Genomic DNA, 22,845 nt, shown 5'->3' with positions numbered 1-22,845 from the left:
GCGGAGCAGGCAAGATGCGCTGCGCCGGATGACGACGGGCCATTTGGTGCGGAGCGTGCCACGTGGGCCGTCCTCCGTGTCAACCGCGATGCGATTGACGATGGGGAGTATAGCAACTCTTGCCCGATTTGTCAAGCGGCTCGAGTCGCCGGAGATGCGTAGCCCTTTTTTGCTTTTCTAGTCAGCGAAAACGCTTTTGTTTCACTCGTGTTTCGGTCCAGTACGATCACGCAATGTTAATGAGATCTCGCAGGTACACCCTCTTTGCAGCTCATGCTATAATATATGGCAATAACGCCACTGTGAATAAAATCACCAGCAGACGCGCGCATATGCGCCAAGTGAAAGCGTAGGGAACAGTGAAAGAGTTCTTCCGCCTCAGCCGAAAAGGGTTTACCGGGCCCGATGATCAAGACAATGCCCAAATCCCGGACGATCTGTGGGTAAAGTGCAGCGAATGTCGCGAGCTGATTTACAAGAAACAGCTCAACGACAATCTCAAAGTCTGCCCGAAGTGCGGTCATCATATGCGCCTCAGCGCCCACGAGTGGCTCGGTCTGCTCGATGTCGGATCGTTTCGCGAGATGGATGCCAACCTGTTGCCGACCGACCCGCTCGGTTTTGTCGCTGCTGATGAAAGCTATGCCGCCAAATTGGCCAAAGCCCAGCAACGTACTGGTATGGCTGATGCCGTGATTTCTGGTGTCGGTGCGATCAGTGGTGTGCAACTGTGTGTCGCCGTAGGTGATTTCTCGTTTATGGGAGCGTCGATGGGCAGCGTCTACGGCGAGAAGATGGCCCGCGCCGCCGAGCGCGCCGCTGAGCTGGGGGTGCCGTTGTTGACGATTAATACGTCAGGCGGCGCGCGCCAGCAAGAGGGTGTGATCGGCTTGATGCAGATGGCTAAGGTGACGATGGCGTTGACCCGCTTGGCGGCTGCCGGCCAACCTCATATCGCTCTGTTGGTTGACCCATGCTACGGTGGTGTGACCGCTTCCTATCCGTCGGTGGCCGATGTTATTATCGCTGAACCGGGCGCTAATATCGGTTTTGCTGGCAAACGCCTGATCGAGCAGATTATGCGCCAGAAGTTGCCTGCTGGTTTCCAGACGGCTGAGTTTATGCTCGAACACGGGATGATTGATATGGTGGTGCCGCGCAGTGAGATGCGCGATATGCTGGCTCGCCTGCTTAAGCTCTACCAACAGCGGCCAGCTCCGGCAGCTAGGACCGATCAGCTCGCGGCGCGCCGCGCTACTCTCCCGCAGCCGATTATGTAAGATCACGCGAGGCACGGTATGGAAGAGACTCCTCCACAACAAACGATGACTCCGTGGGATCGCGTGCAGTTGGCGCGCCATCCTCAGCGTCCGCATACCCTCGATTATATCGCTGCTCTCTGCGAGGATTTTGTCGAATTGCACGGCGATCGGCGGTTCGGTGATGATCCGGCGATGGTCGGCGGGATGGCAACGTTTGCCGGCCAGACGGTGATGGTGATCGGCCACCAGAAGGGTAACGATACCCGCGAGAATATGCGGCGCAATTTCGGTATGCCTCACCCAGAAGGCTACCGCAAGGCGCAGCGGTTGATGCGCCACGCTGAGAAGTTTGGTTTGCCGGTGATTTGTTTTGTTGATACCCCCGCCGCCGATCCGACCAAGAGTTCGGAAGAGCGCGGGCAAGCCAATGCGATTGCCGAAAGCATTATGCTGATGACGACGTTGCGCGTGCCGAGCGTGGCCGTCGTCATTGGCGAGGGCGGCAGTGGTGGCGCGTTGGCGATCAGTGTCGCCGATCGCATTCTGATGCAAGAGAATTCGATCTATTCTGTTGCCCCACCCGAAGCGGCCGCTTCCATCCTCTGGCGCGATGCCGCAAAGGCGCCTGAGGCTGCCAAGGCCCTTAAGCTGACTGCCGCCGATCTCTTCGAGTTGCGCATTATCGATGAGGTGATTCCCGAACCTCCCGGCGGTGCTCATACTGACCGTCTTGCTGCTATCGCTGCGGTTGGTGAGCGGCTCCGCTTCCATCTGGCCGATCTGCAGCAGCGTGATCTTGATACGCTGCTGCGTGAACGGTACCAAAAGTATCGCTCAATGGGCCAGTATCAAGAGCAGCAGATGGATTTCTTTGCCCGCCGATCATGACCCTGAGGACAGCTTCGGCTCGTCTGCCTAACGATCGGGGCAGGGACAACGCAGCACGTTGTCCCTGCACTCTTTCCCCACGCGATCGGGTGCCGTTATCCGGCTTCCCCAATCAGCTCATCTGCTGCCGCCAACAATTGCGCGATCCGTTGTGGCGGCGTATTCTTGCTTTTGAGGTACAGTTCGAGCGCTTGCCGTGGCGTCAATCCCTCTCGCAACGCTTCCGCAACCCCGGCAAAGCGTTGGCGCACCGGTCGTTCCACATCAAATACAATGGCGGCAATTACGGCTGCGCCGGCTTCATGGAGCCACGTCCGCACTTGCTCTTCGCGGAGCAGTGGGGTCTGCTCGCGCCCAAGCTGCACTTCGACGCGCACCACCGCATCACGCACATCGTGACGCTCGATCGCCGTCCGTAATGCTGCCGCCGGATCACTGCTCCGACGAAGATCACGTTCAATGCTGACAAACGGACGCGCGTTTAACGGCACAAAGCGCCAGCGCGCTTGGCCCGGCGCTAATTCCACGAAGACACAGCCTTTTGGTTCGTCGCGCTCGCCAAAATCGATCCGTTCGATACTGCCGGGATAGACGATCGGCGGCTGTTCACCTAACGCTTGATGGCGGTGAATATGGCCCAACGCGACATAATCGACGCCGGGATGGGTTAACGCCGAGCGCGGCAGGCTTAGATCACGGCCAAGAAGCATAGCTCGTTCTGAACCCAACTGGGCGCCTTCCACCGTTCCGTGAAAGGCAATGATGGTAGGCAGGTTGGGGTCGCGTTGAGCTACCGCATGCTCAATAAAATCGGCCAACCGGCGGCTCAATTCGTCCTCGATCGTTGCAAACGACGCACCGGCCATTTCTTCGCGGGCCAGCAACATTTGGCGCGTTACCCACGGCACGGCAATCAATTGCACCTCGCCGTTGCGGGTGATAATCCGGTGTCGGCGCAGCCGGTCGGCTACCGTCACCCCGTCGAGCGCCAGCGTGGCAAAGATCTCGACCGAGTGCGCTTTGCCTTGCGCTGGCGAAATATCATGGTTACCGGTGAGAATGACCACCGCGACACCTGCCTCGCGCAATCGCCGGATGCGGGTGGCAAATTCGCGTTGGACTGTCGGGTTGGGGGTGCGGTTTTTGTAGATATCTCCCGCAATGAGGCAGAGATCGATCTGGTGATCGAGGCCTATACTTATCGCTTCATCAAGCCGGTCGAGATAGTCGATTAGGCGCGAGTGCAGCCCGCGGCGCGGATCAAGTGCGCCGTAGTTTTCGACGCCGAGGTGCAGATCGGCGAGATGGAGCATGCGGATCATCGTGATCACTCCATGCGTTGGGTGAGAGTGACTCACTGCGTCGTTCCTGACATTGTGCTCTGACCTGTCGCTACCCTCTAAAACTGGCCAGCGAAATGGCAGGCGACCCAGTGGCCTTTGCGCTTCTCTTCAAACGCCGGCTCCTGCTCTTTGCAGATGCTCTTGGCGATCCAGCAGCGCGGGTGAAAGCGGCAGCCGCTTGGCGGATTGATCGGGCTCGGCACATCTCCCTGCAACACGATCCGCTCGCGCTTCACCATCGGATTGGGATGCGGGATCGCCGAGATGAGCGCTTTGGTATAGGGGTGTAGCGGCTCGCGGAACAGTTCGGCGCTGGTCGTTAATTCGACCACTTTCCCCAGATACATCACCCCTACCCGATCAGAGATGTGCTCAACCACGGCCAGATTGTGGGCGATGAAGAGGTACGTCAGGCCGAACTCACGCTGGAGGGAGCGCAGCAAATTGAGCACCTGCGATTGGATCGATACATCGAGGGCCGAAACCGGTTCATCACAGACGATCAGCTTTGGTTCCATGATCAGCGCGCGGGCAATGCCGATGCGCTGGCGCTGGCCACCCGAAAATTCGTGGGGGAAGCGGGTCATATGCGAGGCGCTCAAACCGACTTTCGCCAGCACTTCCCGCACGCGCTCGCGCCGTTCAGCCGGTGTGCCGATGCCGTGAATGACCAACCCTTCGGCCACACTCTCGCCAATCGTAATGCGCGGGTCAAGCGAAGCGTAAGGGTCTTGGAAGATAATCTGCATATCGCGGCGCAGCGCTTTCATCGTTCGACCGTTAGCCCGCATCACATCTTGGCCTTCAAAGATGACCTCACCCGCCGTTGCTCGTTCGAGCCGCAACACCGTGCGCCCAGTAGTTGTCTTGCCACAGCCGCTCTCACCCACCAGCCCGAGCGTTTCGCCGCGCTTGACGGTAAAGCTGACATCATCAACTGCGCGCACCTCAGCGATGGTGCGGCGCAAAAAACCGCCTTTGATCGGGAAGTATTTCTTGAGATTACGCACCTCAAGCAGGATATCATCTGCCGGTTGCACCACCGGAGTAGTCATGGTCTCGCTCCATCGTATCGTCATAACCAAGACGTTGTGCTGGACGGCGTCTTGGCGTCAATCTTTATACAGCCAGCACCGCACGCGCCGGTTTGCGCCTAGCTCGATCATCGGCGGCGGCTGGTCGCATTTCTCAAACCGTTTGCTGCACCGCGATGCGAAACGGCACCCTTTAGGCGGATTGATCAAGCTCGGCACCGTACCGGGAATGACCTCCAACTCCTCGCGTTCATCGCCAAGTATCGGCATCGAGTTGAGCAGGCCGCGGGTGTAGGGGTGCTTGGGATCGCTAAACAGCGACTGCACATCAGCGTATTCAACCACTTGCCCAGCGTACATTACCACCACACTATCGGCCATCTCGGCGATCACGCCCATATCGTGCGTAATCAGCATAATCGCCGTCTCGATCTTCTCGCGCAGTTCGCGCATCAGGTCAAGGATCTGGGCCTGAATCGTCACATCAAGCGCGGTGGTCGGCTCGTCAGCGATCAGTAATTCAGGGTTGCAGGCTAGGGCCATCGCGATCATCACGCGCTGGCATTGCCCACCCGATAGCTCATGAGGATACTGGCGCATCCGTCGCTGCGGGTCGGGTAACCCCACCATCGACAGCAGCTCGATACAGCGTTTTTGCGCCTCTTCGCCCTTGAGACCCTGATGGATTTCGAGTGTCTCGATAATCTGGTCACCCACCCGGAAGACCGGATTGAGCGCTGTGGTCGGCTGCTGGAAAATCATTGCAATCCGGTCGCCGCGGATCTTGCGCATCTCTTCGGAGTCAAGGTCGAGCAGATTAACTCCGTCGAAGATAATCTTGCCTTCGACAATCCGGCCGGGCGGGCTTACTAAGCGCATAATCGAAAGCGAGGTCACGCTCTTTCCTGACCCCGACTCACCGACGATGCCGAGGGTTTCGCCGCGGCGCAAGGTAAAATCTACCCCATCGACCGCTTGCACGATGCCATCTTCGGTAAAGAAATAGGTTTTCAAACCTTCCACGCGCAGCAGTTCAGCGCCACGCCGGCCGGTTGGGCGCGCTGCGCCCGCTACAACACGAGACTCGGTTGCCACAGGTACTCCGTATCATTATCTTGGGCGTGCCCGTTGCTTAGCCGCGCTGGCGCGGATCGAGCGCGTCACGCAGACCATCACCAATATAGTTAATCGCAATCGATGCGATCAAGATCGGCATCGCCGGAATGAGCGGCATCCACGGGTACTGGAACATATAGCTTTGGGCATAGTCCAACATATTGCCCCACGTTGGCGTTGGGTCTTGAATGCCGAAGCCAAGGAAGCTTAGCGCCGACTCGGCGACCAGCGTGCCGTTCACGCCGAGGGTAAAATCGACGATCATTGGCGGTAGGGCATTGGGGAAGACATGGCGAAATAGAATGCGCGCATTGCTCGCGCCGAGAGCGCGGGCCGACTCGATGTAGACATTCTCGCGCACCGAGAGCACCATGCCGCGCATTAGCCGGGCCGTGCCGGTCCAACCAAAAAAGGCGAGCACCAGAATCACGGCGAAAATAATGCGCGCCTCACGTTCTGACACTGCGAAGAGAAAAGCAAGGAACGAGGCCCCCCCCGCTGGTAGTGGGACTGCATTGATATTTTGTACCAAAATAGACGACAAAATGAGTAGTAGTAAGAGTGTCGGAAATGTAGCAACAATTTCTAGAAAGCGACTGATAATCGTATCAACCCAGCCGCCAAAATATCCGGCTAGCATTCCCAACAAAATGCCAATTGTTGAGGCAATGAGCGTTGCGGTAAACGCTGTACCGAGTGACACGCGCGAAGCGTATAGTAAACGAGTGGCATAATCGCGACCAAGGTGATCGGTGCCGAGAATATGCAAACCGTCATCGGCATCGCGGCCCATCGGTGTGAGAAAGCGCCCGGTAAGATTTGGCTCATCACGCTCGTAAGGCGCAATCAATGGAGCTGCCGCCGATAGCAACAGTAAAACGGCAAGCAACCCGACACAAAACATCGCTAGCCGGTGGCGGCGAAAGCGCCGGAAGACAATTGCCCACTGCCCTTCCGATCGTCGGGGTGCAGCCTCTTCAAGTGGCACGGCAGTCGTGCTAGTGGCCATGCAACTTCTCCTCGTGAACGTCTTGATTACCGGCGATAGCGCCGGCAAAACATCATTAGGTCAAGCGAATGCGCGGATCGACCACCGTATACAAGATGTCGGTGATCAAAATGCCAATCAACAACAAAACGACGTTGATGATCAACAACGCCATCACCACATTATAATCATTGCGGCCAAGGGCATCGATAAACAGGCGCCCAATTCCCGGCCAGTTAAATACGGTCTCGGTGATCAGCGCACCGCTGAAGAGCGCAACCAGAATGCCGGCCAACAAGGTGACAAACGGGATGAGTGAATTGCGCAGGGCGTGCTTCAGAATCACCACCCGCTCAGCAACGCCTTTCGCCCTTGCCGTGCGCACATAATCGAGGCTCAGCACCTCAAGCATACTCCCACGCACGAAGCGGCTCCAGCCGGCGATATTGATAAAGGTTAATACGCCACACGGCATCAGGAAGCGTAAAAATCGATCAAGAAATGATCCGGCTTGCACAGTGCCGATCAGCGGGATTGTATAATCACGTACTCCTACTGCATCACCGGGGGGGAGGTAGGGCAATCCAGCGTTCTTAGCTAACACCGAGAAGAGCAAGATCGCGAAGATGCCAAACACAAAGCTTGGAAGTGATGCGCCAATGAAGGCCAGTGTCGTCATCACATAGTCAAAGCGCGAGTATTGGCGTACCGCTGAGTAAACGCCAATCGGTACCGCAATGAGGATCGAGAGCAAGATCGATGCCCCCATCAGGTAAAGCGTATAGGGCAAACGGGTCATAATCAGATCCGCAACCGGCCGTCCGCGCAGCATAACCTGCGATGTACCAAAATCACCAAAGACGATCCCACGACTCACCTTGCGCCCTTCAAGGTCAGCCATCGTTACCGGCACCTCACACCCCTCTTCGCGTACCTCCACCCGTCCATCCGGGTAACGCAGACGCACTTGGCCGGGCACAGCACACCCAATCTGCCAATTGGCTCCAATACCGCCGGGCAGTGGCCCCGCTGGCCAGCCGATAAGCCAACGAGTAAAACGGAAGGGCAAATAGATATCCAATTCAAATCGCTCGCGCACGCGGCGAATATCTGCTTCTGTAATTCGATTTGGCCCGGCATTTTGTCGTTCGGCCAGCAATTGATCAATCGGCCCGCCGGGCACCAAATACAACATGCCATAGGCGCAAATTGCCGCTACTAGTGCCACCAAGAACATTTGCATAAAGCGGCGGGCAAGATAACCTGCCATAGTAATACTCCTGAACGTTGGGGAACGATCGATCGTGGCCGGCTGCGCGAGGTCACGATTGTCAAGCAGCTCTCGTTAGTCGCATTGCGCCGTTGTGTTCACCCATAGAGCAGGCGCGGCGATGGGCAACGATCTGCCCATCGCCGTGCCGGTTACCGGCCAATTCAATCGCTTACTTGGTGAAGAGGTTCATGTCGATGTGCTCCCACGTCGGGCTGGGCACCACGAAGGCTTGGATCTCGCCGCGGTTACCGGCCTCGATCACGGTCTGCACTTCAGCGCCGGCACCTAACGTCTCGCTGCCTAGCACGTCAACTTCGCCGGTCAGCAACTGGGCCACCGCCTGATTAGTATCGGCGATGAACTTGATGATCACCCGCTTGATCTTGACCTCGCCCTTGTAGTAATTGGGGTTGGCCTCAAACGTCATGCTCTGGCCCTTGGCCCACTCCTTGAGGACATAGGGGCCAGTGCTTAGCGGTCGCTCGATAATCTCGGGCAGGGTCTGCCACTCTTCCGCCGGCACATCTGCCAGCTTGCGGCCGTCACTCAACACCTGATGCGACGGGTAGTAGCCCAACGAACCGGTGAAGTAGGTCGGCCACTGCACACCGGGGTGGAAGGTGACGGTGTACTCGGTGTCGCTGATGAAGTCAACCTTAGCGATCGACTCGCAGAAGGTCAGCGACGTAGCACCCGACTTCGGATCACAGTTGATCTTGTAGGCAAGTTCGAAGTCAGCTTTCTTGAGCGGCTCACCGTCTTCCCACGTGATGCCCGAAATCCACTTGTCAGTGACGGTCAATTGCTTCATCTTGACCGTGCCGCCCTGATACGTGATCGTCTCGCCATCGGCAGTCGTGATCTCAATGCCGGGCGCCAACGGCTTCGCTTCACCATCGGTCGTCCAGACAATATCACCCTCTTTGACTTCGACATCGACGTTAGTAGCGCGGCCGTTCTCGATCGTCGAGAGACCATCGAGACCCACCGGCTGGTAGTCATAATCGTAAGAGGTGGTCGACGGCACGCCAAGCAGGTTCACCGCGACACGCTGCACCGCTGCGCTCTCGATCAAGCTCCACATCGTCTGCGGCTCTTGGGTGAAGCCGAGCACAATGGTGTCGCCGCCATCAGACAGCTCCCACTCATCAGCATTGGCAGTGTAGTACTCGGTCGGATTCGGCTTGAAGTTCACCAGCCGTTTGCTGGCGGCATACGCCTCAAGCCGGTTGAAGAGCGGCAGGCTCACCATGTCTTTGGTGAACTCTTCTTGCACGATTGCGTACTGGCGGATGCGCTCGGCGCGGTCGAGCGTGTTGTTCGCGGCGATAATCGCACGGCTTGCCCGCTCATTGCACCAGCCCATGTAGTTCTGGCCGTTCCAGTTATTAGAAGCCAGCGGAATCTGGTTGCAAGAGTACAGTGTCTGACCACCCGGATCGGCTTGACCAACCCACGCGAAGGCGCCTAGCTCAAAGTCGCGGCGGCGTAGGCCGGTGCTGCTGCCGAACCACCACGAGGCTGGAGCGTAGGTTGGAATAACCTGAATACCACACGCCGCCATCTGGCGAATGAAGACAGCCGACCACGTCTGGCGGAATTGGGCATTGGTGGTGGTGAAGCTCAATGCCAGCGGTTCGCCGTTAGCATTGGTGCGGATCGGGCTGCCCGTCCAGCCGGCTTCCTCGAGCAGGGCCTTGCCTTTGTCGGGGTCAAACGGGTAGACCGTGATGTTCTCCTTCGCCGCCGCCCAGTGTGCCTTCGGCAGGAAGGTGTCCATCAACAGCTCCTGCTGCTGCTCGGGCGTCAGGTAAGGATAAACCGACTGAATCAGCTCGGGGCGATTGGTGCAGTAGGCAATCGCCTGTCGCACGCGCACATCGCTCAGAATCGGGTGCGGGGTGGTGTACTGCTCAGCCTTGACCTCCTCGGTCACGACGACCGTCTCACGGACTGTCTCGCGCACCGGCTCGGCCGTCTGCAAGACTACCACCGTCTCGCGGATGACCTGCGGCTGGGCAGTGCCGCCACAAGCCGCCAGCATCGGAACTATCATCGCCATCACCATCGCGACGGCAACGATTCGCTTGGTAAAGCTAGCCATCTGTCTGTGTCCTCCTTAAATCTGAGGGCAACGGAACGAACGATTTCCAATCTCTTGCCAAGCATCGCTATCGAACGGCCGCGCCATTGCGTTCATTCTTCGCCGCATCACCTCCTTTCTCCATCCTCCACGCCATTTGTCCGATAATCATATCAGCCCGCGGCTGATGTACGAGCGAAGGCTATGTAAGCCAGCATACGTGGACCAGAATAGCATGAGGCGAGGTGCGGCGACGATCGACAGGTGTTGGTAAGAAACTGTACATCGTTAGGCGGGATTATAACGGTTCTGTAAGCGACTGTCAACTTTATCAACGAATTGGTAACCAACCAACGAACGGCGCTAGTGCATGCTCTTCTTTCGCGCAATCTTGCGCGACACCGCTGGCCATGTTATGATCGAGGCGCTGACGGCTCAAAGGATAGCGATATCAGGATTGGTATGCCCGCCTCGTCGTCTCACCCGCTCATTCTTGCTTCTGCCTCACCCCGCCGGCGCGAGTTGCTCGCCTACCTTGGCGTGGAATATACGTGTCTAGCTAGCCCGGCTGAAGATCATCCTGTGCCGGCACCGGCTGATCTAGTGGCGGCTTTGCCGCCGTTGCCGGAACTCTTGCCAATCGATGCGCATCCCACACTCGTTGCTTGGCGCAAAGCGGCTGATATTGGCCGGCGTCATCCTGATGCGATCGTGCTGGCGGCCGATACCGAAGTGGTGATTGACGGGATGGTGTTGGGCAAACCGCGTGACGAAGACCATGCCTGTGCAATGATCCGGCGCTTGGCCGGGCGCGCGCACACGGTTCTGACCGGTTTGTGCCTCTTGTTGCCCCAAGCAGCCGATTGTAGCGGGGTGGTGTATGCTGGGCGGCAGATCTTGTTTGACCTTGTTGCCAGTCGGGTGCGTTTCCGCGCGCTGAATGATGACGAGATCACTGCCTACGTAGCCCTCGGCGAGTCACTGGATAAAGCTGGCGGTTATGGTTTACAAAGCGGTGGCGCGGCATTGATTGACTCAATTGAAGGCAGCTATACCAATGTGGTAGGATTACCGCTGCCGGCAGTGGCGCGCCTGCTCCGCGCTGCCGGGATGGAAGTGCCCGTTGAGCCGGTTGAAGCATATCTCAGATGGCTGCGCAGTCAGGGAAAGGAACCGGCGCCATGGCCAACCCAACCGTAAAATTGTTGATCGTGGATGACCATCCGCTGTTCCGACAGGGGGTGCGCTGGGCGTTATCCCACGAACCGGGCATCCAGATTGTAGGTGAAGCGGGTAATGGTGAAGAGGCGTTGCGCTGGCTGGCGCAAGTTGACCCCAATCTCGAACCAAATGTAATGCTGGTCGATCTCAATCTGCCGGGCATGAGCGGTTTGGAATTGACCCGGCAGGTGCGCCGTCAGTACGCTAGTATTGCCGTCGTGATGCTGAGCATGCACGAGAGCGATGAAGCGGCGTTTAACGCTTTGCGCGCCGGCGCTGCCGCTTACCGCTCGAAAGATATCAAGCCGGCCGCTTTGGCCGATATCCTGCGGCGTGTGGCGCGCGGCGAGTATGTGATTAATGATGTCTTAACCGAAGAGCCGCGTGTCGCTAGCCGGATCCTCTCGCAGTTTCGCAGTCTGCCCGAAGTGCAGATGGTTGCCGAAGATCTTGGCTTGCAAATTTTTACGCCGCTAAGCGAACGCGAGATCGAGGTGCTGGAGCGCATCGCTGCCGGCAGCAGCAACAAGGCGATTGCCGATGAATTAGGCATTAGCACCCAGACGGTCAAGAATCATATTTCGTCGATTTTGCGCAAATTGTCGCTCAATGACCGCACGCAGGCGGTGATCTTCGCCCTGCGCCGCGGCTGGATCGAGACGCCGCAAAACATTCAGCCGGGTGAACCAGAAGCGTAAATCGGCTTGCAAATATGGGTGGCATCCATACCGGGCGCCGCTGCCTCGTCAAACCGCATTAGAACACCGACGTCCGCTCGGCTAATTTCTGATTGATAGTATTTTGAATCGTCTCGCGCACCTGTTCCGACAGTTCCAGCACTGTGATCGGATCATTGGCAGCATCGGGGCCGTAGCTGGTTGTATCGATCGGCGGGCAGAAGGTAATCGACCAGCGCGTTGGCAGCGGAATGACGCCCAGCAAGCCGAACCACGGAAAGAATGGGGTGAGCGGAAAGTAGGGGAAACCGAGCAGTTTGGCGATCCCTTCGGCATTGGCAAACATCGGATAGATCTCTTCTGCGCCGACTACGGCGACCGGCACAATCGGCGCTTGGGTGCGGAGCGCGGCTTGCACAAAGCCGCCGCGGCCAAAGCGGGCCAGCTTGTAGCGATCTTTGAAGAGCTTACCTACCCCCTTTAACCCTTCGGGAAAGACACATACCAGCTCATCGTGCTCGAGTAGGCGAATGGCATTTTCTGGAATGCCGGGTACTTGACCTAATGCGGCGAGCGTTGGCGCAATCACTGGCAGGGTCGTGAACCAGTGCAGGTGGAGCGAGCGCACAATTCGCTCGTTTTGGGCTGGATGGTCATAAACGACAGCGGTCGCGATCATCGCTCCATCCCACGGCAATACGCCGCTGTGGTTAGCGACCAACAACGCCCGACCTGCAGCCGGCACATGCTCCAGCCCGCTGGCCTGTACCCGCCACCACGTATGGTACATAAACGAGAGAAATGGCCGAGCGATCTCGATAATCTCGCGATCCATGCCGAAGGGATCGGTTGTGTACTCGCCCCGCTGCCGGCGCTGAATAAAGTTGATCTGTTCGTCAATCTGATACCGCAGCACCATCCCGATCCCCTTCCAAAAATCGGGATCGAGGTAATCGCGCAGGTCAACCCCCTGTAACAGACTATTGACCCGCTCGACCTGTTCATTGGTCATGCGCTGGAGATTCTCGCCAATCAACCGTACCACGCCGGCGGCGAAATTGCCAAGGGCGGCTTGCGAGCCGGATTGCTGTTCGCTCTGCTGGCGAATATCAATCTCGACCTCAAATAACTGTTCAGCCGAACGGCGTGAGGAGGTCGACTCATCCCATCCGATCGCCGTTGGTGCCGGATCAACCGGATCGGCGGGAGTTGCATGCTCATGCGGAGCGCTGATGGGTGGCGTTTCGACCGGATCGGTGGACGCTGCGTGCTCAGGCGGAGTGCCGGTGGGTGGCGGTGTCTCGATTTCCATCTCAACCGCCACCGATCGCGCGCGGCCCCGGCGGGGACGGCGTGGCTCTCCCGGATCGCTGGTTGGCGGAGTAACCGGCTCGTCGTTCATTCTACCCGTCTCCTGCGGTTGAGAAACTCGTTCAACGCGCGCGAAGCTGCGGCGTATTCTTCTTCCGGTGACAGCGGCTTGAGGGTGTCAAGCGCGGTTACCATATCATACTTCGCCGCCCATCCCAACTGACGGCAAGCGCGTTGCGGATCGATAGTGCAGTGGTAGCGCAAGTAGTCAACCTCAAATGGCCAGCCCGGCGGCGGTTGATTATCGAACAGCGGTCCTATGGTCGCTGTTGGTTGCTTCCCTAACCGCCGGATCACTTGGCTCAGCGGCATTGGCTGTTCAGGCGCGAGATTAAACGCCCCCCCGACCGGTTGGTTCACAGCGGCGACCATGGCGTAAGCGGCATCATCGACGTGCAGCAACTGGATCATGGGATCGAAGCCAAACAGCAACTGGGGTGATGGCGAGCGCAGATACTTCATCACTGGGCCATCTTGGCTTAGCAACGGCGCATAGCGTAACACTGTCACCGTTATCTGGGGATGGCGCGCGGCAAAATCGGCCACGACTTGCTCGACTTCGCCGAGGGTGCGCAACAGACCACGGCTATGGATCGTCTTGATGGGGCGTTCTTCGGTGATCAAGAGCGGATTGAGCGGGCTAGCGCCATAGATCCAGCCGTGGCTGCGCACCATAACATGGCGCACCCCTGCTGCCCGGCAAGCGCCAAGCAGCTCCATTGTCCCGATCACATTCTGCTGCACGGTCGTCTCGTGATCGGGCAATGGCCCATCAAAACCGAGCAGATCAAGATGGATCACGGTCTCAATGTGCTCAGTGCGCAGCAATTCGAGCATCTGCTTGCGATCAAGGCGGGCCACAAGCCAATCGGCGTGCCCGATAGGCCCTTCGGGCGGTCGTCGGCCCAGCACAATCACCTCATGCTGCTGGCTCAGCAATTGCGCTGCCCGCACGCATAACATTCCAGTCGAGCCATTAATCAGCACCCGCGTCATGGCAACATTCCACATTCTCGCGCAGCCAGCGCTCAAGCTCTTCCCGATCCATATCACCGTGACTCAACGCGTGGAACACCCAGCCAATCTCATCAGGCCCGACTTCGGGCCGCAAACTCGCGCCATTCAGGGCGAGGAAGCGCAACAAACTGACAAAGGCTGTCGCTTCATTGGCCGAATTGAACGGATGGTGCTTCACAAGCATAAAGGTGAGCACTGCGGCCTTACTGCACAGATCGGGGTAGAGTTCCGCCCCAAAGAGGATCTGACGCGGCGCATGCAACACCATCTGCAACCGATCTTGGCTTTTGATACCGAGCAAACCGCCATATCGCTCGATCACAAAGGTATGTAAATCGAGCACATCGTCTTGAGTAAGATAGACGATCGGGGTCGCTTCTTCGTCCAACATAGCGCTCATCCCATCGTCCTGCGCTGATTGACGCGGCTAGCGCCGATCCAAACTGGCCCGGCGCAATGATGCCGTTCTGCCGCATCAATCGCTACACCCTCAGATACCGACAATCTGCCGGAAGGCCCGATCGTACTGATCGCACACCGCCTCGGCCCAAGCGCGCAAATGTGGACTCATAGGCCGGCGGATCAGCAACTCGCGTTCGGTAAAGACCAATTCGATCACCTCTTCTTCGCCGAGGCCAATCGCCTCGATCCAGCGTTGCACTACCGCCGGCAAACTCTCACGCTCGACCGTAAACGAGCGGGGCATACGCGCCTCCTTTCCGGTTACGGTTTGCCAGCACCGCTCACTCAATCGGATCGTTCCCGCAAATGCGGGAAAAGGATCACTTCACGAATCGTCGGCTGGTCAGTCAGCACCATCACCAGCCGGTCAATCCCGATGCCAAGGCCGCCGGTGGGGGGCATGCCATAGCGCAGCGCATTGATAAAGTCTTCGTCCATCTGGTGCGCCTCTTCATCGCCGGCGGCGAAAGCGCGCAACTGCTCGCGGAAGCGTTCTTCCTGATCAAACGGATCGTTCAGCTCGGTGAAGGCGTTGCCGATCTCCATCCCGGCGATAAAGGCTTCAAACCGTTCGGTGAAATCGGGCCGGCCGGGAATGCGCTTGGCCAGCGGTGACATCGCCACCGGATAGTCAATGATAAACGTGGGTTGGAAGAGATGGGGTTGAACGAATTCAGAGAAGAGTTCATCAACCTGCTTAGCCCACGATGCCTTGCGATCCACGCGCAAGCCGCGATCAGCGATTGCCGCGTGCAGCGAGGCCAGATCCGGATGCTGAGTAATATCGATCCCGGTGCGTTCGGCGATCGCATCAGCCATTGCAAGGCGTGGCCACGGCGGGCGAAACTCAAGCTCGCGGCCCTGATAGGTGATCGTGGTCGTACCATGCACCGCATAGCAAATCTCATCCAGCATCTCTTCGACCAGCGCCATCATAGCGTGATAATCGGCATACGCCTGATAGCACTCCATCATCGTAAACTCGGGGTTGTGCGAGCGATCAACCCCCTCGTTGCGGAAGTTTTTGCCGATCTCGTAGACGCCGGGGAAGCCGCCGACAATCAACCGCTTGAGATAGAGCTCAGTCGCGATGCGCAGATAGAGATTCTGGCCGAGCGCATTGTGATAGGTAACAAACGGACGCGCGGCAGCGCCGCCGTAGAGCGGCTGCAAGACCGGCGTCTCTACTTCAAGAAAGCCGCGTTCGTCAAGCACACGGCGCATCGTACTGATTATGCAGGCGCGGGCGCGAAAAATATCGCGCCGCTCACGATTCACAATCAGGTCAAGGTAGCGTTGACGATGGCGCTCTTCCACATCTTGCAGACCGGCCCACTTTTCCGGTGGCGGGTTAATCGTCTTTGCCAGAACCGCCAACTCACGCACAAACAGCGATCGCTCGCCGGTTTTCGTGCGGCGGAGCGTACCGGTCGCTTGGACGATATCAAACGTGTCGAGCTGATCGCGAAACCGCTCGAACCACTCATCGCCGATGTCAGCCCGGCTGAGCCAGAGTTGGATTTCGCCACTCCCATCTTCAATATGGGCAAAAGCGATCTTGCCCATGACTCGTCGCGCGCCGATGATGCGCCCGGCGAGAGTAATCACCGTTTCGGCAGCGGCCAATTCATCAAACGCAGCCAATGCAGCGCCAATGGTATGGCTGCGGTAGCAGCGGGGCGGAAAGGGATCAATTCCGGCGGCGCGCAACTGTTCAAGCTTGGCGGCGCGTTGGGCTTGTAAGTCGTTTAATTCCATACTGAAAGAATCGATACCATTTTACCGGCGCATTCCGCCAGCACCGGCGCTCCTCTCCCCATTATACCGGAAAACAGCACGGGCGAGGCCTGCCTCGCCCGTGCCCAGCCGGCGTACAATGGCTGCTAACGCACCTTAAGGATCGTCAATTTCATCACGCCAGAAGGAGTATGCACCGTCACCTTATTGCGGGCGCGCTTGCCAAGCAGCGCAGCGCCGAGCGGCGACTCGTTCGAGATGCGGCCTTGGCGCGGGTTGGCTTCGGCGCTGCCGACAATCGTCCACGTCTCTTCCGAGCCGTCGTCTTCAAACCGGACGGTTACGGACGAGCCGACCCGCACCTCGCCGTTGCTCACCTGATCTTCATCGATCAATTCAGCGCGCGAGAGTAGGTGCTTAAGTTCGCGAATTCGACCTTCGAGCAAGGCTTGCGCTTTCTTCGCGTCTTCGTATTCGCCGCTCTCAGAGATGTCGCCCAATTCTTTGGCCGCGGCAATCCGCTCAGCGATCTGCTTGCGTTCCACAGTCATTAGGTACTCAAGCTCCGCTTCAAGGCGGGCGCGACCTTCGCGAGTCAGGTACGTCGGCTTGTCTGTCATCACTACTGCCTCTACACTGCCCATTCCGCACAGCCGGGCGGACGGGGAATCTCAATATAAAAAGAATAACTGAGAGCATATCTCTCAGTCGTGGCTGGGAGTGCTTTCGCAGCCTACCCCATACCTTGCCACAATTATATGTGGTTGCGCGCAATTTGTAAAGACGGTTTGCATATCATGGAATACTCGCACAGATATGCTATAATCGAATGGTAGATCATAGGTGTTGGGGAACTGAGGAGCAATGGCTTCACGCAGCGGCAACAAATCAACCGGCAAGCGGCGCGCTACAGGCAGCCGCAGCCGCAAGAGCGGTGCGAGGGCGAGCTGGGCCATCTCGTTGCGCCCCGAACATCAGCGTGAGCTGTTTGCGCTGGGTCTGATCCTGATCGCTGTCGTTACAATTATTTTTGTGTTCACCGGTGAAGCCGGCGGGGTGGGCAGCCTGTACCTCAACGGTGTACGCTCGTTGTTCGGCGCCGGAGTTTTCTTTGTGCCGCTCACCCTCTTTTTAATCGGGATCGCCATCCTCTGGCAAGAGCGGATGAGTGATGCTAGCCTGAGCGGGGCCAATGTGTTGGGCACCATACTGGTGCTGTTAGCAATGCTTGGTCTGCTCGAAGTGCCGGTGCATGATATTCTGATCGCCGATCGCTTTAATGAGGGCGGCGGCTTGATTGGGTATTGGCTGCTCGAGGCGTTGCAGTTTGCCATTGGCCGGATCGCGGCGGTAGTGGTGATTTTGGCGTTGGGGTTGGCCGGTTTGCTACTGACCTTTAATTTGACCGTGCGCGAACTGGTGTTGGGGATGGTCGAGCGCACCGCTGCCTTTTGGCACATGCTCTGGAGCGCGCCGCGCCGTCCGGCTGCCCCTGTCAACATGCCGCGCCGTTCGCTGGCCGATTTAATCTTTACGCTACCGCCCCAAGGCGAGGCCGATGATATTGTGCCGACGCCGATTGCCGCCCGTCCGACGCGGGCGAGCCTGTTTAAGCTCCCTACTCCGGAGTTACTGCCCCCTGCCGAACCGGCGAAACCGGCCAGCGCGCCAGCGGTGAGGACATCGCCAGCCAAGCCGGAACCGGTGCAAGAGGTGGTGCAAGAGGCGCTTGACGGCTTCGAGATTTCGCCAGTGCGGCGGGCGTGGCCGTTACCGTCGCTTGATCTACTACTCGAGCGTTCGAGTGAAGGCGGCATTACCGACGAAGAACGTCGTCTCAAAGCGCGCGTGATCGAGGAGACATTGGCTAGCTTTAAAGTAGAAGCGCGGGTGGTGGGCGTCAATACCGGCCCGGCCGTGACCCAGTTTGAGCTGCAGCCGGCGGTTGGGGTGAAGGTGGCTAAGATTACCACGCTCGAACGCGATCTGGCGCTCGCACTGGCGGCACCGTCGATCCGGATCGAGGCCCCCATTCCGGGTAAGAATGTCGTCGGTATCGAGATTCCCAACAGTGCGATCTCGACGGTTTCGCTGCGCGAGGTGCTCGATAGCGAGGAGTATGAGTTGCACCGCGGTCGGCTTAAGTTGCCGCTGGGTAAGGATGTCAGTGGCACGCCGGTGATTGCCGATTTGACCAAGATGCCGCACCTGTTGGTAGCCGGCGCCACCGGTTCGGGCAAGTCGGTGGCGATTAATGCGTTCTTGTGCGGCCTATTGCTGAAACATACGCCTGACGAGCTGAAACTAATCTTGATCGACCCCAAGATGGTCGAGATGATTGTCTACAATCGCATTCCGCACCTGCTGTCGCCGGTCGTCACTGAGGTGGAGCGGGTGGTACCAACGCTCAGGTGGGTGACCCGCGAGATGGAACGCCGCTATAAGGTGTTTGCCAAGCATGCATGCCGGAACATTGATAGCTATCGCCAATTGATGCGCAAACAGGCCGATCTTGAGCCAATGCCCTACATTGTGATCGTGATCGATGAGTTGGCTGATTTGATGATGATGGCTCCCGATGAAGTTGAGACGTATGTCTGCCGTTTGGCGCAGATGGCCCGCGCCACTGGCATTCATCTGATTATCGCCACTCAGCGCCCGTCGGTTGATGTGATTACCGGCCTGATCAAGGCAAACTTCCCTTCGCGCATCGCCTTTGCTGTGACCTCGCAAGTCGACAGCCGGGTCATTCTCGACGTTCCCGGCGCTGAACATCTGCTTGGCCGTGGCGATATGCTCTACATGGCGGCTGACTCGGCGAAGCTGGTGCGGATTCAGGGTACTTACGTCGCCGATCGTGAGGTTGAGCGGATCGTTGATTTTTGGCGCAAGGCGGCGCCGCCCGATGAGGCGAAGCTGGAGGAGCTGAAGCCGAGCGCAAGCGAGACTCAACCCGCCGCCAGCGGTGAGAGCTTCCAACCCCCCGCCGAGTTCCTCTCGACCGCCGAGCAAGACGAATTGCTGCCGCAAGCGATTGCGCTCGTCTCACAACATCAGCGTGCATCAGCCTCGCTCTTGCAGCGCCGGTTGCGGATCGGCTATTCCAAAGCGCAGCAATTGATCGATCTGCTCGAACAGCAGGGCTACGTCGGCCCGCCTGATGGCGGGCGTTCGCGCGAGGTGCTGCGCCGCGATGGGACGCCGCCGTGACGGTTTGGCGATAGCCGCGTCGTAAGAACGTGGCGCCGCAACGATCCGGCCTGCCGGCGCGTCTAACCGGCAATCAATCACCCGTCTCGCTTAGGAGGAAGCTGCGATGGCGATCGAAGATTTTTATACTGGCGCGCGCCGGATTTTGGCGAATATGCTGGAAGAGACGCCGAAGGCTGATCGCGAGCAACTGCTCGACGCCTACGCCGAATTGCTTACCCGCTTGCATGCTGAAGAAGCGCATCGAATGCTGACCGAGGTGATTGAGGATGCGCGCACCCGGCTTGATGCCCGCCTTTCGCCCGATCCAATCCGGCAGACAATTGCCGGCGTGCAGACGACGTTGCAAGACTTGTGGAATAGCCTCTGGCGGTAGGCCCGTCCCCCCGGCCCCCGCTCCTACCGGACGGTGGGGCGGGGGAGTCGCGTGATTAGCGGGAAAGGCACGGTTGAGCGAAACACTGCGGCGCCCCTCGCCCACGCCAGTGAGAGAGGGACTAGAGGTGAGGGGGGACATTGTGAGTACCGTAGAGGACGCGGAGGGCGCAGAGGATGATCACCATCCCAAATACCTTTGCGCTCTCTGCGTTACTTTGCACCTTTGCGCTTTACCACTCTGCGCCGTGGCTCGCTTTGCCGTTTGGGTTTGCCCTCACCATCTCCAATCCCCTCTCGGTTATCAAGCTCGCCGCCGATCCTCTTACGCTACTGGTACACTGCTGCTACATGGTCGATTTGCCAACTTTGATAATGGAGCGCCACGATGGATCTGTACCACGAAAAGTTACACCAAGCCGGAGAATTGCTCGATGCGCACGACCTTGACCTCTGGTTGATCTTGGTGCGGGAGACGGCGGAACACACCGACCCAGCCCTGAAACTGCTCGGCCACTTTTCGTTGACGTGGACGACGGCGATTGTAGTCACCCGCAGTGGACGAGCCATCGCGTTAACCGGTTTGGGTGATGATGAAGCGGTGCGCCGCACTGGTCTGTTTGACGAGGTGCGACCCTACACCCAAAGCATCGGCCCGGAATTGGTGAGCCTGTTGCAGAGCTACGATCCGCAGCGGATCGGGATTAACATCAGCCGGAGCGACGTCAGCGCCGATGGCTTGACCTATGGGATGTATCTGAATTTATGCGATTACCTTGCCGGCACTCCGTACCGTGAGCGGCTGGTATCGGCGGAGCATTTTGTCGCCGCACTGCGCAGCCGCAAGACGCCGCAGGAAGTGGCACGTATGCGTGCTGCCGCTGAACTAAGTATGCGCATCTTCACTGCCACCGGTGACTTTCTGCGTCCCGGCGTCAGCGAGCGCGAGGTGGCAGCCTTTGTCCATGCTCAAACCCAATTGGCCGGTGCAACCACGGCGTGGGATCCTGCTCATTGCCCCGGTCTCAACGCTGGCCCCAACTCGCCGTGGGGCCACACTGGCCCATCGGATGAAATTGTACGGCCGGGCGAAATCTTCCACATGGATTTTGGCGTCCAGCTCGACGGCTACTGCTCGGATCACCAACGGGTCTGGTACTGTCTACGGCCCGGCGAACACGAACCGCCAGCGGAAGCGCAGCATGCCTTTAACGCGGTCAAGGCGGCGATTCGCGCCGCCGCGGCGGCCATCCGGCCCGGCGTGGTGGGGTGGGAGATCGACGCGATTGCGCGTCAGACAATTACGGCTGCTGGCTACCCAGAGTACCCTCATGCGCTCGGCCATCAGGTCGGGCGCGCAGTGCATGACGGTGGTGTGGGCTTCTACCCGCGTTGGGAGCGCTACGGCGATAAACCCTATGGCACGATCGATGCTGGCATGGTATTGACCCTCGAACTCGGCGTGCGCACGCGCTACGGCTACATTTCGCTTGAGGAAGAGATACTGGTAACGCCTGAAGGCTGCGAGTGGATTGGTTCGCCGCAAGAAGAGTTGTGGCTGATTCGCTGAGGGTGAGCAGTGACATGCACTGCCGATACAGCTCAGTGTCAACCCGAACAGAGGCACTGTGTGATTGGATGCCTGCTCGTTTGAGGGGGGATGTTGCCATAAATGCTCGAAAGGCAAGACCTGAGGAACGTCCGATGGGCCTCGGAATATCACCGATAATAGATGGAGATCGTTATCATGGTATTATGCTCCTACCGTGCTGGTTCAGCAGTGAGAACGCCGGTTGCCTATGACCGATCGGATGCTGGGACGCATCAAACTCGAAGGGTACACCACCTTTCGCGAACTTGATCTAGATGTACGACCAATGAACGTCTTGATCGGCGCGAACGGCGCGGGCAAATCACATCTGATCGCGCTGTTTACCATGCTCAATCAGATGATAAAGGAACTGTATGTCGCTCGCGCCGGTGGCGCTGACCGTATCTGGCACTATGGTCGCAAAACAACCGAGCGGAGGGTGGTAGCGTTGTGGTGGAACGATACCTAGCAGCCGCGAGCGAATGGATATCGGTGTGAGTTGGTACCCGTGCGTCATGAGCTATGGCTGGCTTGCGAGGCGACCTTTTTTCACGACCAGACGTATCCCCATCCCCTCCGACATCGCGTGTCCCAGCAGTTGCGCCTTGAGTCGCTGGTGCCGCAATGGGCATCCAAAAAGGGTACGATTGATAGATTCGTGTATCGGGCTATGATCTCGTGGCGGCGCTACCACGTTCACGATACTGGTGCCTCAGCGCGGGTTAAGCAACCGTGCTCGCTCCGCGATCATCGCTTTTTGCATGCCGATGCGGTCAATCTGGCGGCCTTCCTCTGGCATTTACGCGAGGGGCACCCGGATGCATACCGGGCCATTGTCGAAACCGTCCGCCTTGTTGCACCGTTCTTTGGCGATTTTGTGCTCGAACCGCAACCACGTCAGCCTGATCACCTCATGCTCGAGTGGCGTGAGCATGGTGCGGATGGTAGTGTTGGTCCCGATGCGTTGTCTGGCGGTACCCTACGGTTTATCTGCTCGGCAACCCTGTTCCTCCAACCGGCAGCGTATCTACCGGCCACGATGATTATTGATGAACCAGAATGAGGTCTGCATCCGTATGCTATCACCGTACTAGCCGAGTTTGCGCAAACAGTAGCGACAAAGCGGCAAGTAATCCTCGCTACTCAATCGGTGACACTGGTCAATCAATTTGCCCCAGAAGATATTCTGGTGCTTGA

General features: G+C 58.2%; 21 protein-coding genes. 9 read left to right on the top strand and 12 right to left on the bottom strand.

The features are described 5' to 3' along the window. The first annotated feature begins 359 nt into the window (after positions 1 to 359). Together accD and Q1A00_RS16990 are read left to right on the top strand one after the other, a co-directional pair. Positions 360 to 1,280: an acetyl-CoA carboxylase, carboxyltransferase subunit beta gene (accD, locus tag Q1A00_RS16995; RefSeq protein WP_298402598.1), complete on the top strand. Its 921-nt coding sequence runs from the start codon at positions 360 to 362 to the stop codon at positions 1,278 to 1,280. Between the two features lie 18 nt (positions 1,281 to 1,298). Beyond that, positions 1,299 to 2,150, top strand: a complete 852-nt coding sequence (locus Q1A00_RS16990) for an acetyl-CoA carboxylase carboxyltransferase subunit alpha (protein ID WP_298402597.1) — start codon at positions 1,299 to 1,301, stop codon at positions 2,148 to 2,150. A gap of 95 nt (positions 2,151 to 2,245) precedes the next feature. Here the strand turns inward: Q1A00_RS16990 and Q1A00_RS16985 are convergent, their stop codons facing one another. The 6 genes from Q1A00_RS16985 to Q1A00_RS16960 form a co-directional block, all read right to left on the bottom strand. Beyond that, entirely contained in the window at positions 2,246 to 3,472 is a 1,227-nt protein-coding gene (locus Q1A00_RS16985; protein WP_298402596.1) for an exonuclease SbcCD subunit D, read from the bottom strand. 77 nt (positions 3,473 to 3,549) lie between these two features. Further along, positions 3,550 to 4,548 (bottom strand): ABC transporter ATP-binding protein, encoded by a 999-nt coding sequence (locus Q1A00_RS16980; RefSeq protein WP_298402595.1) that lies wholly within the window; start codon positions 4,546 to 4,548, stop codon positions 3,550 to 3,552. Between the two features lie 57 nt (positions 4,549 to 4,605). Continuing rightward, on the bottom strand, positions 4,606 to 5,622 hold the full coding sequence (locus Q1A00_RS16975; protein WP_298402594.1) for an ABC transporter ATP-binding protein: 1,017 nt from the start codon (positions 5,620 to 5,622) through the stop codon (positions 4,606 to 4,608). Between the two features lie 37 nt (positions 5,623 to 5,659). Then, entirely contained in the window at positions 5,660 to 6,652 is a 993-nt protein-coding gene (locus Q1A00_RS16970; RefSeq protein WP_298402593.1) for an ABC transporter permease, read from the bottom strand. A gap of 55 nt (positions 6,653 to 6,707) precedes the next feature. After that, a complete protein-coding gene (locus Q1A00_RS16965) occupies positions 6,708 to 7,901 on the bottom strand; it encodes an ABC transporter permease (protein WP_298402591.1) in 1,194 nt (397 codons plus the stop codon). Between the two features lie 172 nt (positions 7,902 to 8,073). Then, positions 8,074 to 10,008 carry an ABC transporter substrate-binding protein gene (locus Q1A00_RS16960; protein ID WP_298402589.1) on the bottom strand — a complete coding sequence of 645 codons (1,935 nt, stop codon included), beginning with the start codon at positions 10,006 to 10,008 and terminating at the stop codon, positions 8,074 to 8,076. A gap of 441 nt (positions 10,009 to 10,449) precedes the next feature. Between Q1A00_RS16960 and Q1A00_RS16955 the strand changes: the two genes are divergently transcribed. Beyond that, entirely contained in the window at positions 10,450 to 11,187 is a 738-nt protein-coding gene (locus Q1A00_RS16955) for a nucleoside triphosphate pyrophosphatase (protein ID WP_298482441.1), read from the top strand. Then, positions 11,169 to 11,906, top strand: coding sequence for a response regulator transcription factor (locus Q1A00_RS16950; protein ID WP_298402585.1), 738 nt, complete (start codon positions 11,169 to 11,171; stop codon positions 11,904 to 11,906). The genes Q1A00_RS16955 and Q1A00_RS16950 overlap by 19 nt, the downstream gene beginning before the upstream one ends. 58 nt (positions 11,907 to 11,964) lie before the next feature. On the opposite strand, the gene Q1A00_RS16945 is transcribed toward Q1A00_RS16950, so the two are convergent. From Q1A00_RS16945 to greA, 6 genes are all read right to left on the bottom strand, one after another. Continuing rightward, a complete protein-coding gene (locus tag Q1A00_RS16945) occupies positions 11,965 to 13,287 on the bottom strand; it encodes a lysophospholipid acyltransferase family protein (protein WP_298402583.1) in 1,323 nt (440 codons plus the stop codon). Continuing rightward, a complete protein-coding gene (locus Q1A00_RS16940; protein ID WP_299757978.1) occupies positions 13,284 to 14,252 on the bottom strand; it encodes an NAD-dependent epimerase/dehydratase family protein in 969 nt (322 codons plus the stop codon). The genes Q1A00_RS16945 and Q1A00_RS16940 overlap by 4 nt, the downstream gene beginning before the upstream one ends. Further along, complete coding sequence (locus tag Q1A00_RS16935; RefSeq protein ID WP_298482439.1) at positions 14,233 to 14,673, bottom strand: type II toxin-antitoxin system death-on-curing family toxin; 441 nt, start codon at positions 14,671 to 14,673, stop codon at positions 14,233 to 14,235. Before Q1A00_RS16935 ends, Q1A00_RS16940 begins: the two co-directional genes overlap by 20 nt. 90 nt (positions 14,674 to 14,763) lie before the next feature. Continuing rightward, positions 14,764 to 14,979 (bottom strand): hypothetical protein, encoded by a 216-nt coding sequence (locus Q1A00_RS16930; protein WP_298402577.1) that lies wholly within the window; start codon positions 14,977 to 14,979, stop codon positions 14,764 to 14,766. Positions 14,980 to 15,020: 41 nt separating this feature from the next. After that, positions 15,021 to 16,493, bottom strand: a complete 1,473-nt coding sequence (lysS, locus tag Q1A00_RS16925) for a lysine--tRNA ligase (protein ID WP_298402575.1) — start codon at positions 16,491 to 16,493, stop codon at positions 15,021 to 15,023. 125 nt (positions 16,494 to 16,618) lie between these two features. Then, positions 16,619 to 17,092: a transcription elongation factor GreA gene (greA, locus tag Q1A00_RS16920; RefSeq protein ID WP_298402573.1), complete on the bottom strand. Its 474-nt coding sequence runs from the start codon at positions 17,090 to 17,092 to the stop codon at positions 16,619 to 16,621. A 244-nt stretch (positions 17,093 to 17,336) separates the two neighbouring features. Between greA and Q1A00_RS16915 the strand changes: the two genes are divergently transcribed. The 5 genes from Q1A00_RS16915 (at position 17,337) to Q1A00_RS16895 (ending at position 22,711) form a co-directional block, all read left to right on the top strand. Next, the gene (locus Q1A00_RS16915; protein ID WP_298402571.1) at positions 17,337 to 19,682 is read left to right on the top strand and encodes a DNA translocase FtsK; all 2,346 of its coding nucleotides are present in this window, start codon (positions 17,337 to 17,339) and stop codon (positions 19,680 to 19,682) included. Positions 19,683 to 19,788: 106 nt separating this feature from the next. Beyond that, positions 19,789 to 20,058, top strand: a complete 270-nt coding sequence (locus tag Q1A00_RS16910; RefSeq protein WP_298402569.1) for a hypothetical protein — start codon at positions 19,789 to 19,791, stop codon at positions 20,056 to 20,058. A gap of 387 nt (positions 20,059 to 20,445) precedes the next feature. Then, on the top strand, positions 20,446 to 21,627 hold the full coding sequence (locus tag Q1A00_RS16905; protein WP_298402568.1) for a Xaa-Pro peptidase family protein: 1,182 nt from the start codon (positions 20,446 to 20,448) through the stop codon (positions 21,625 to 21,627). 229 nt (positions 21,628 to 21,856) lie between these two features. Then, complete coding sequence (locus Q1A00_RS16900; RefSeq protein WP_298482436.1) at positions 21,857 to 22,117, top strand: DUF2813 domain-containing protein; 261 nt, start codon at positions 21,857 to 21,859, stop codon at positions 22,115 to 22,117. 201 nt (positions 22,118 to 22,318) lie between these two features. Continuing rightward, positions 22,319 to 22,711: a hypothetical protein gene (locus Q1A00_RS16895; RefSeq protein ID WP_299645284.1), complete on the top strand. Its 393-nt coding sequence runs from the start codon at positions 22,319 to 22,321 to the stop codon at positions 22,709 to 22,711. Positions 22,712 to 22,845 lie beyond the last annotated feature (134 nt).

The sequence above is a fragment of the uncultured Chloroflexus sp. genome, assembly GCF_938091255.1.
Lineage (GTDB): Bacteria > Chloroflexota > Chloroflexia > Chloroflexales > Chloroflexaceae > Chloroflexus.
The sequence above is the reverse complement of the archived record's forward strand: the minus strand, read 5'-3'. Positions and strand labels throughout refer to the sequence as shown.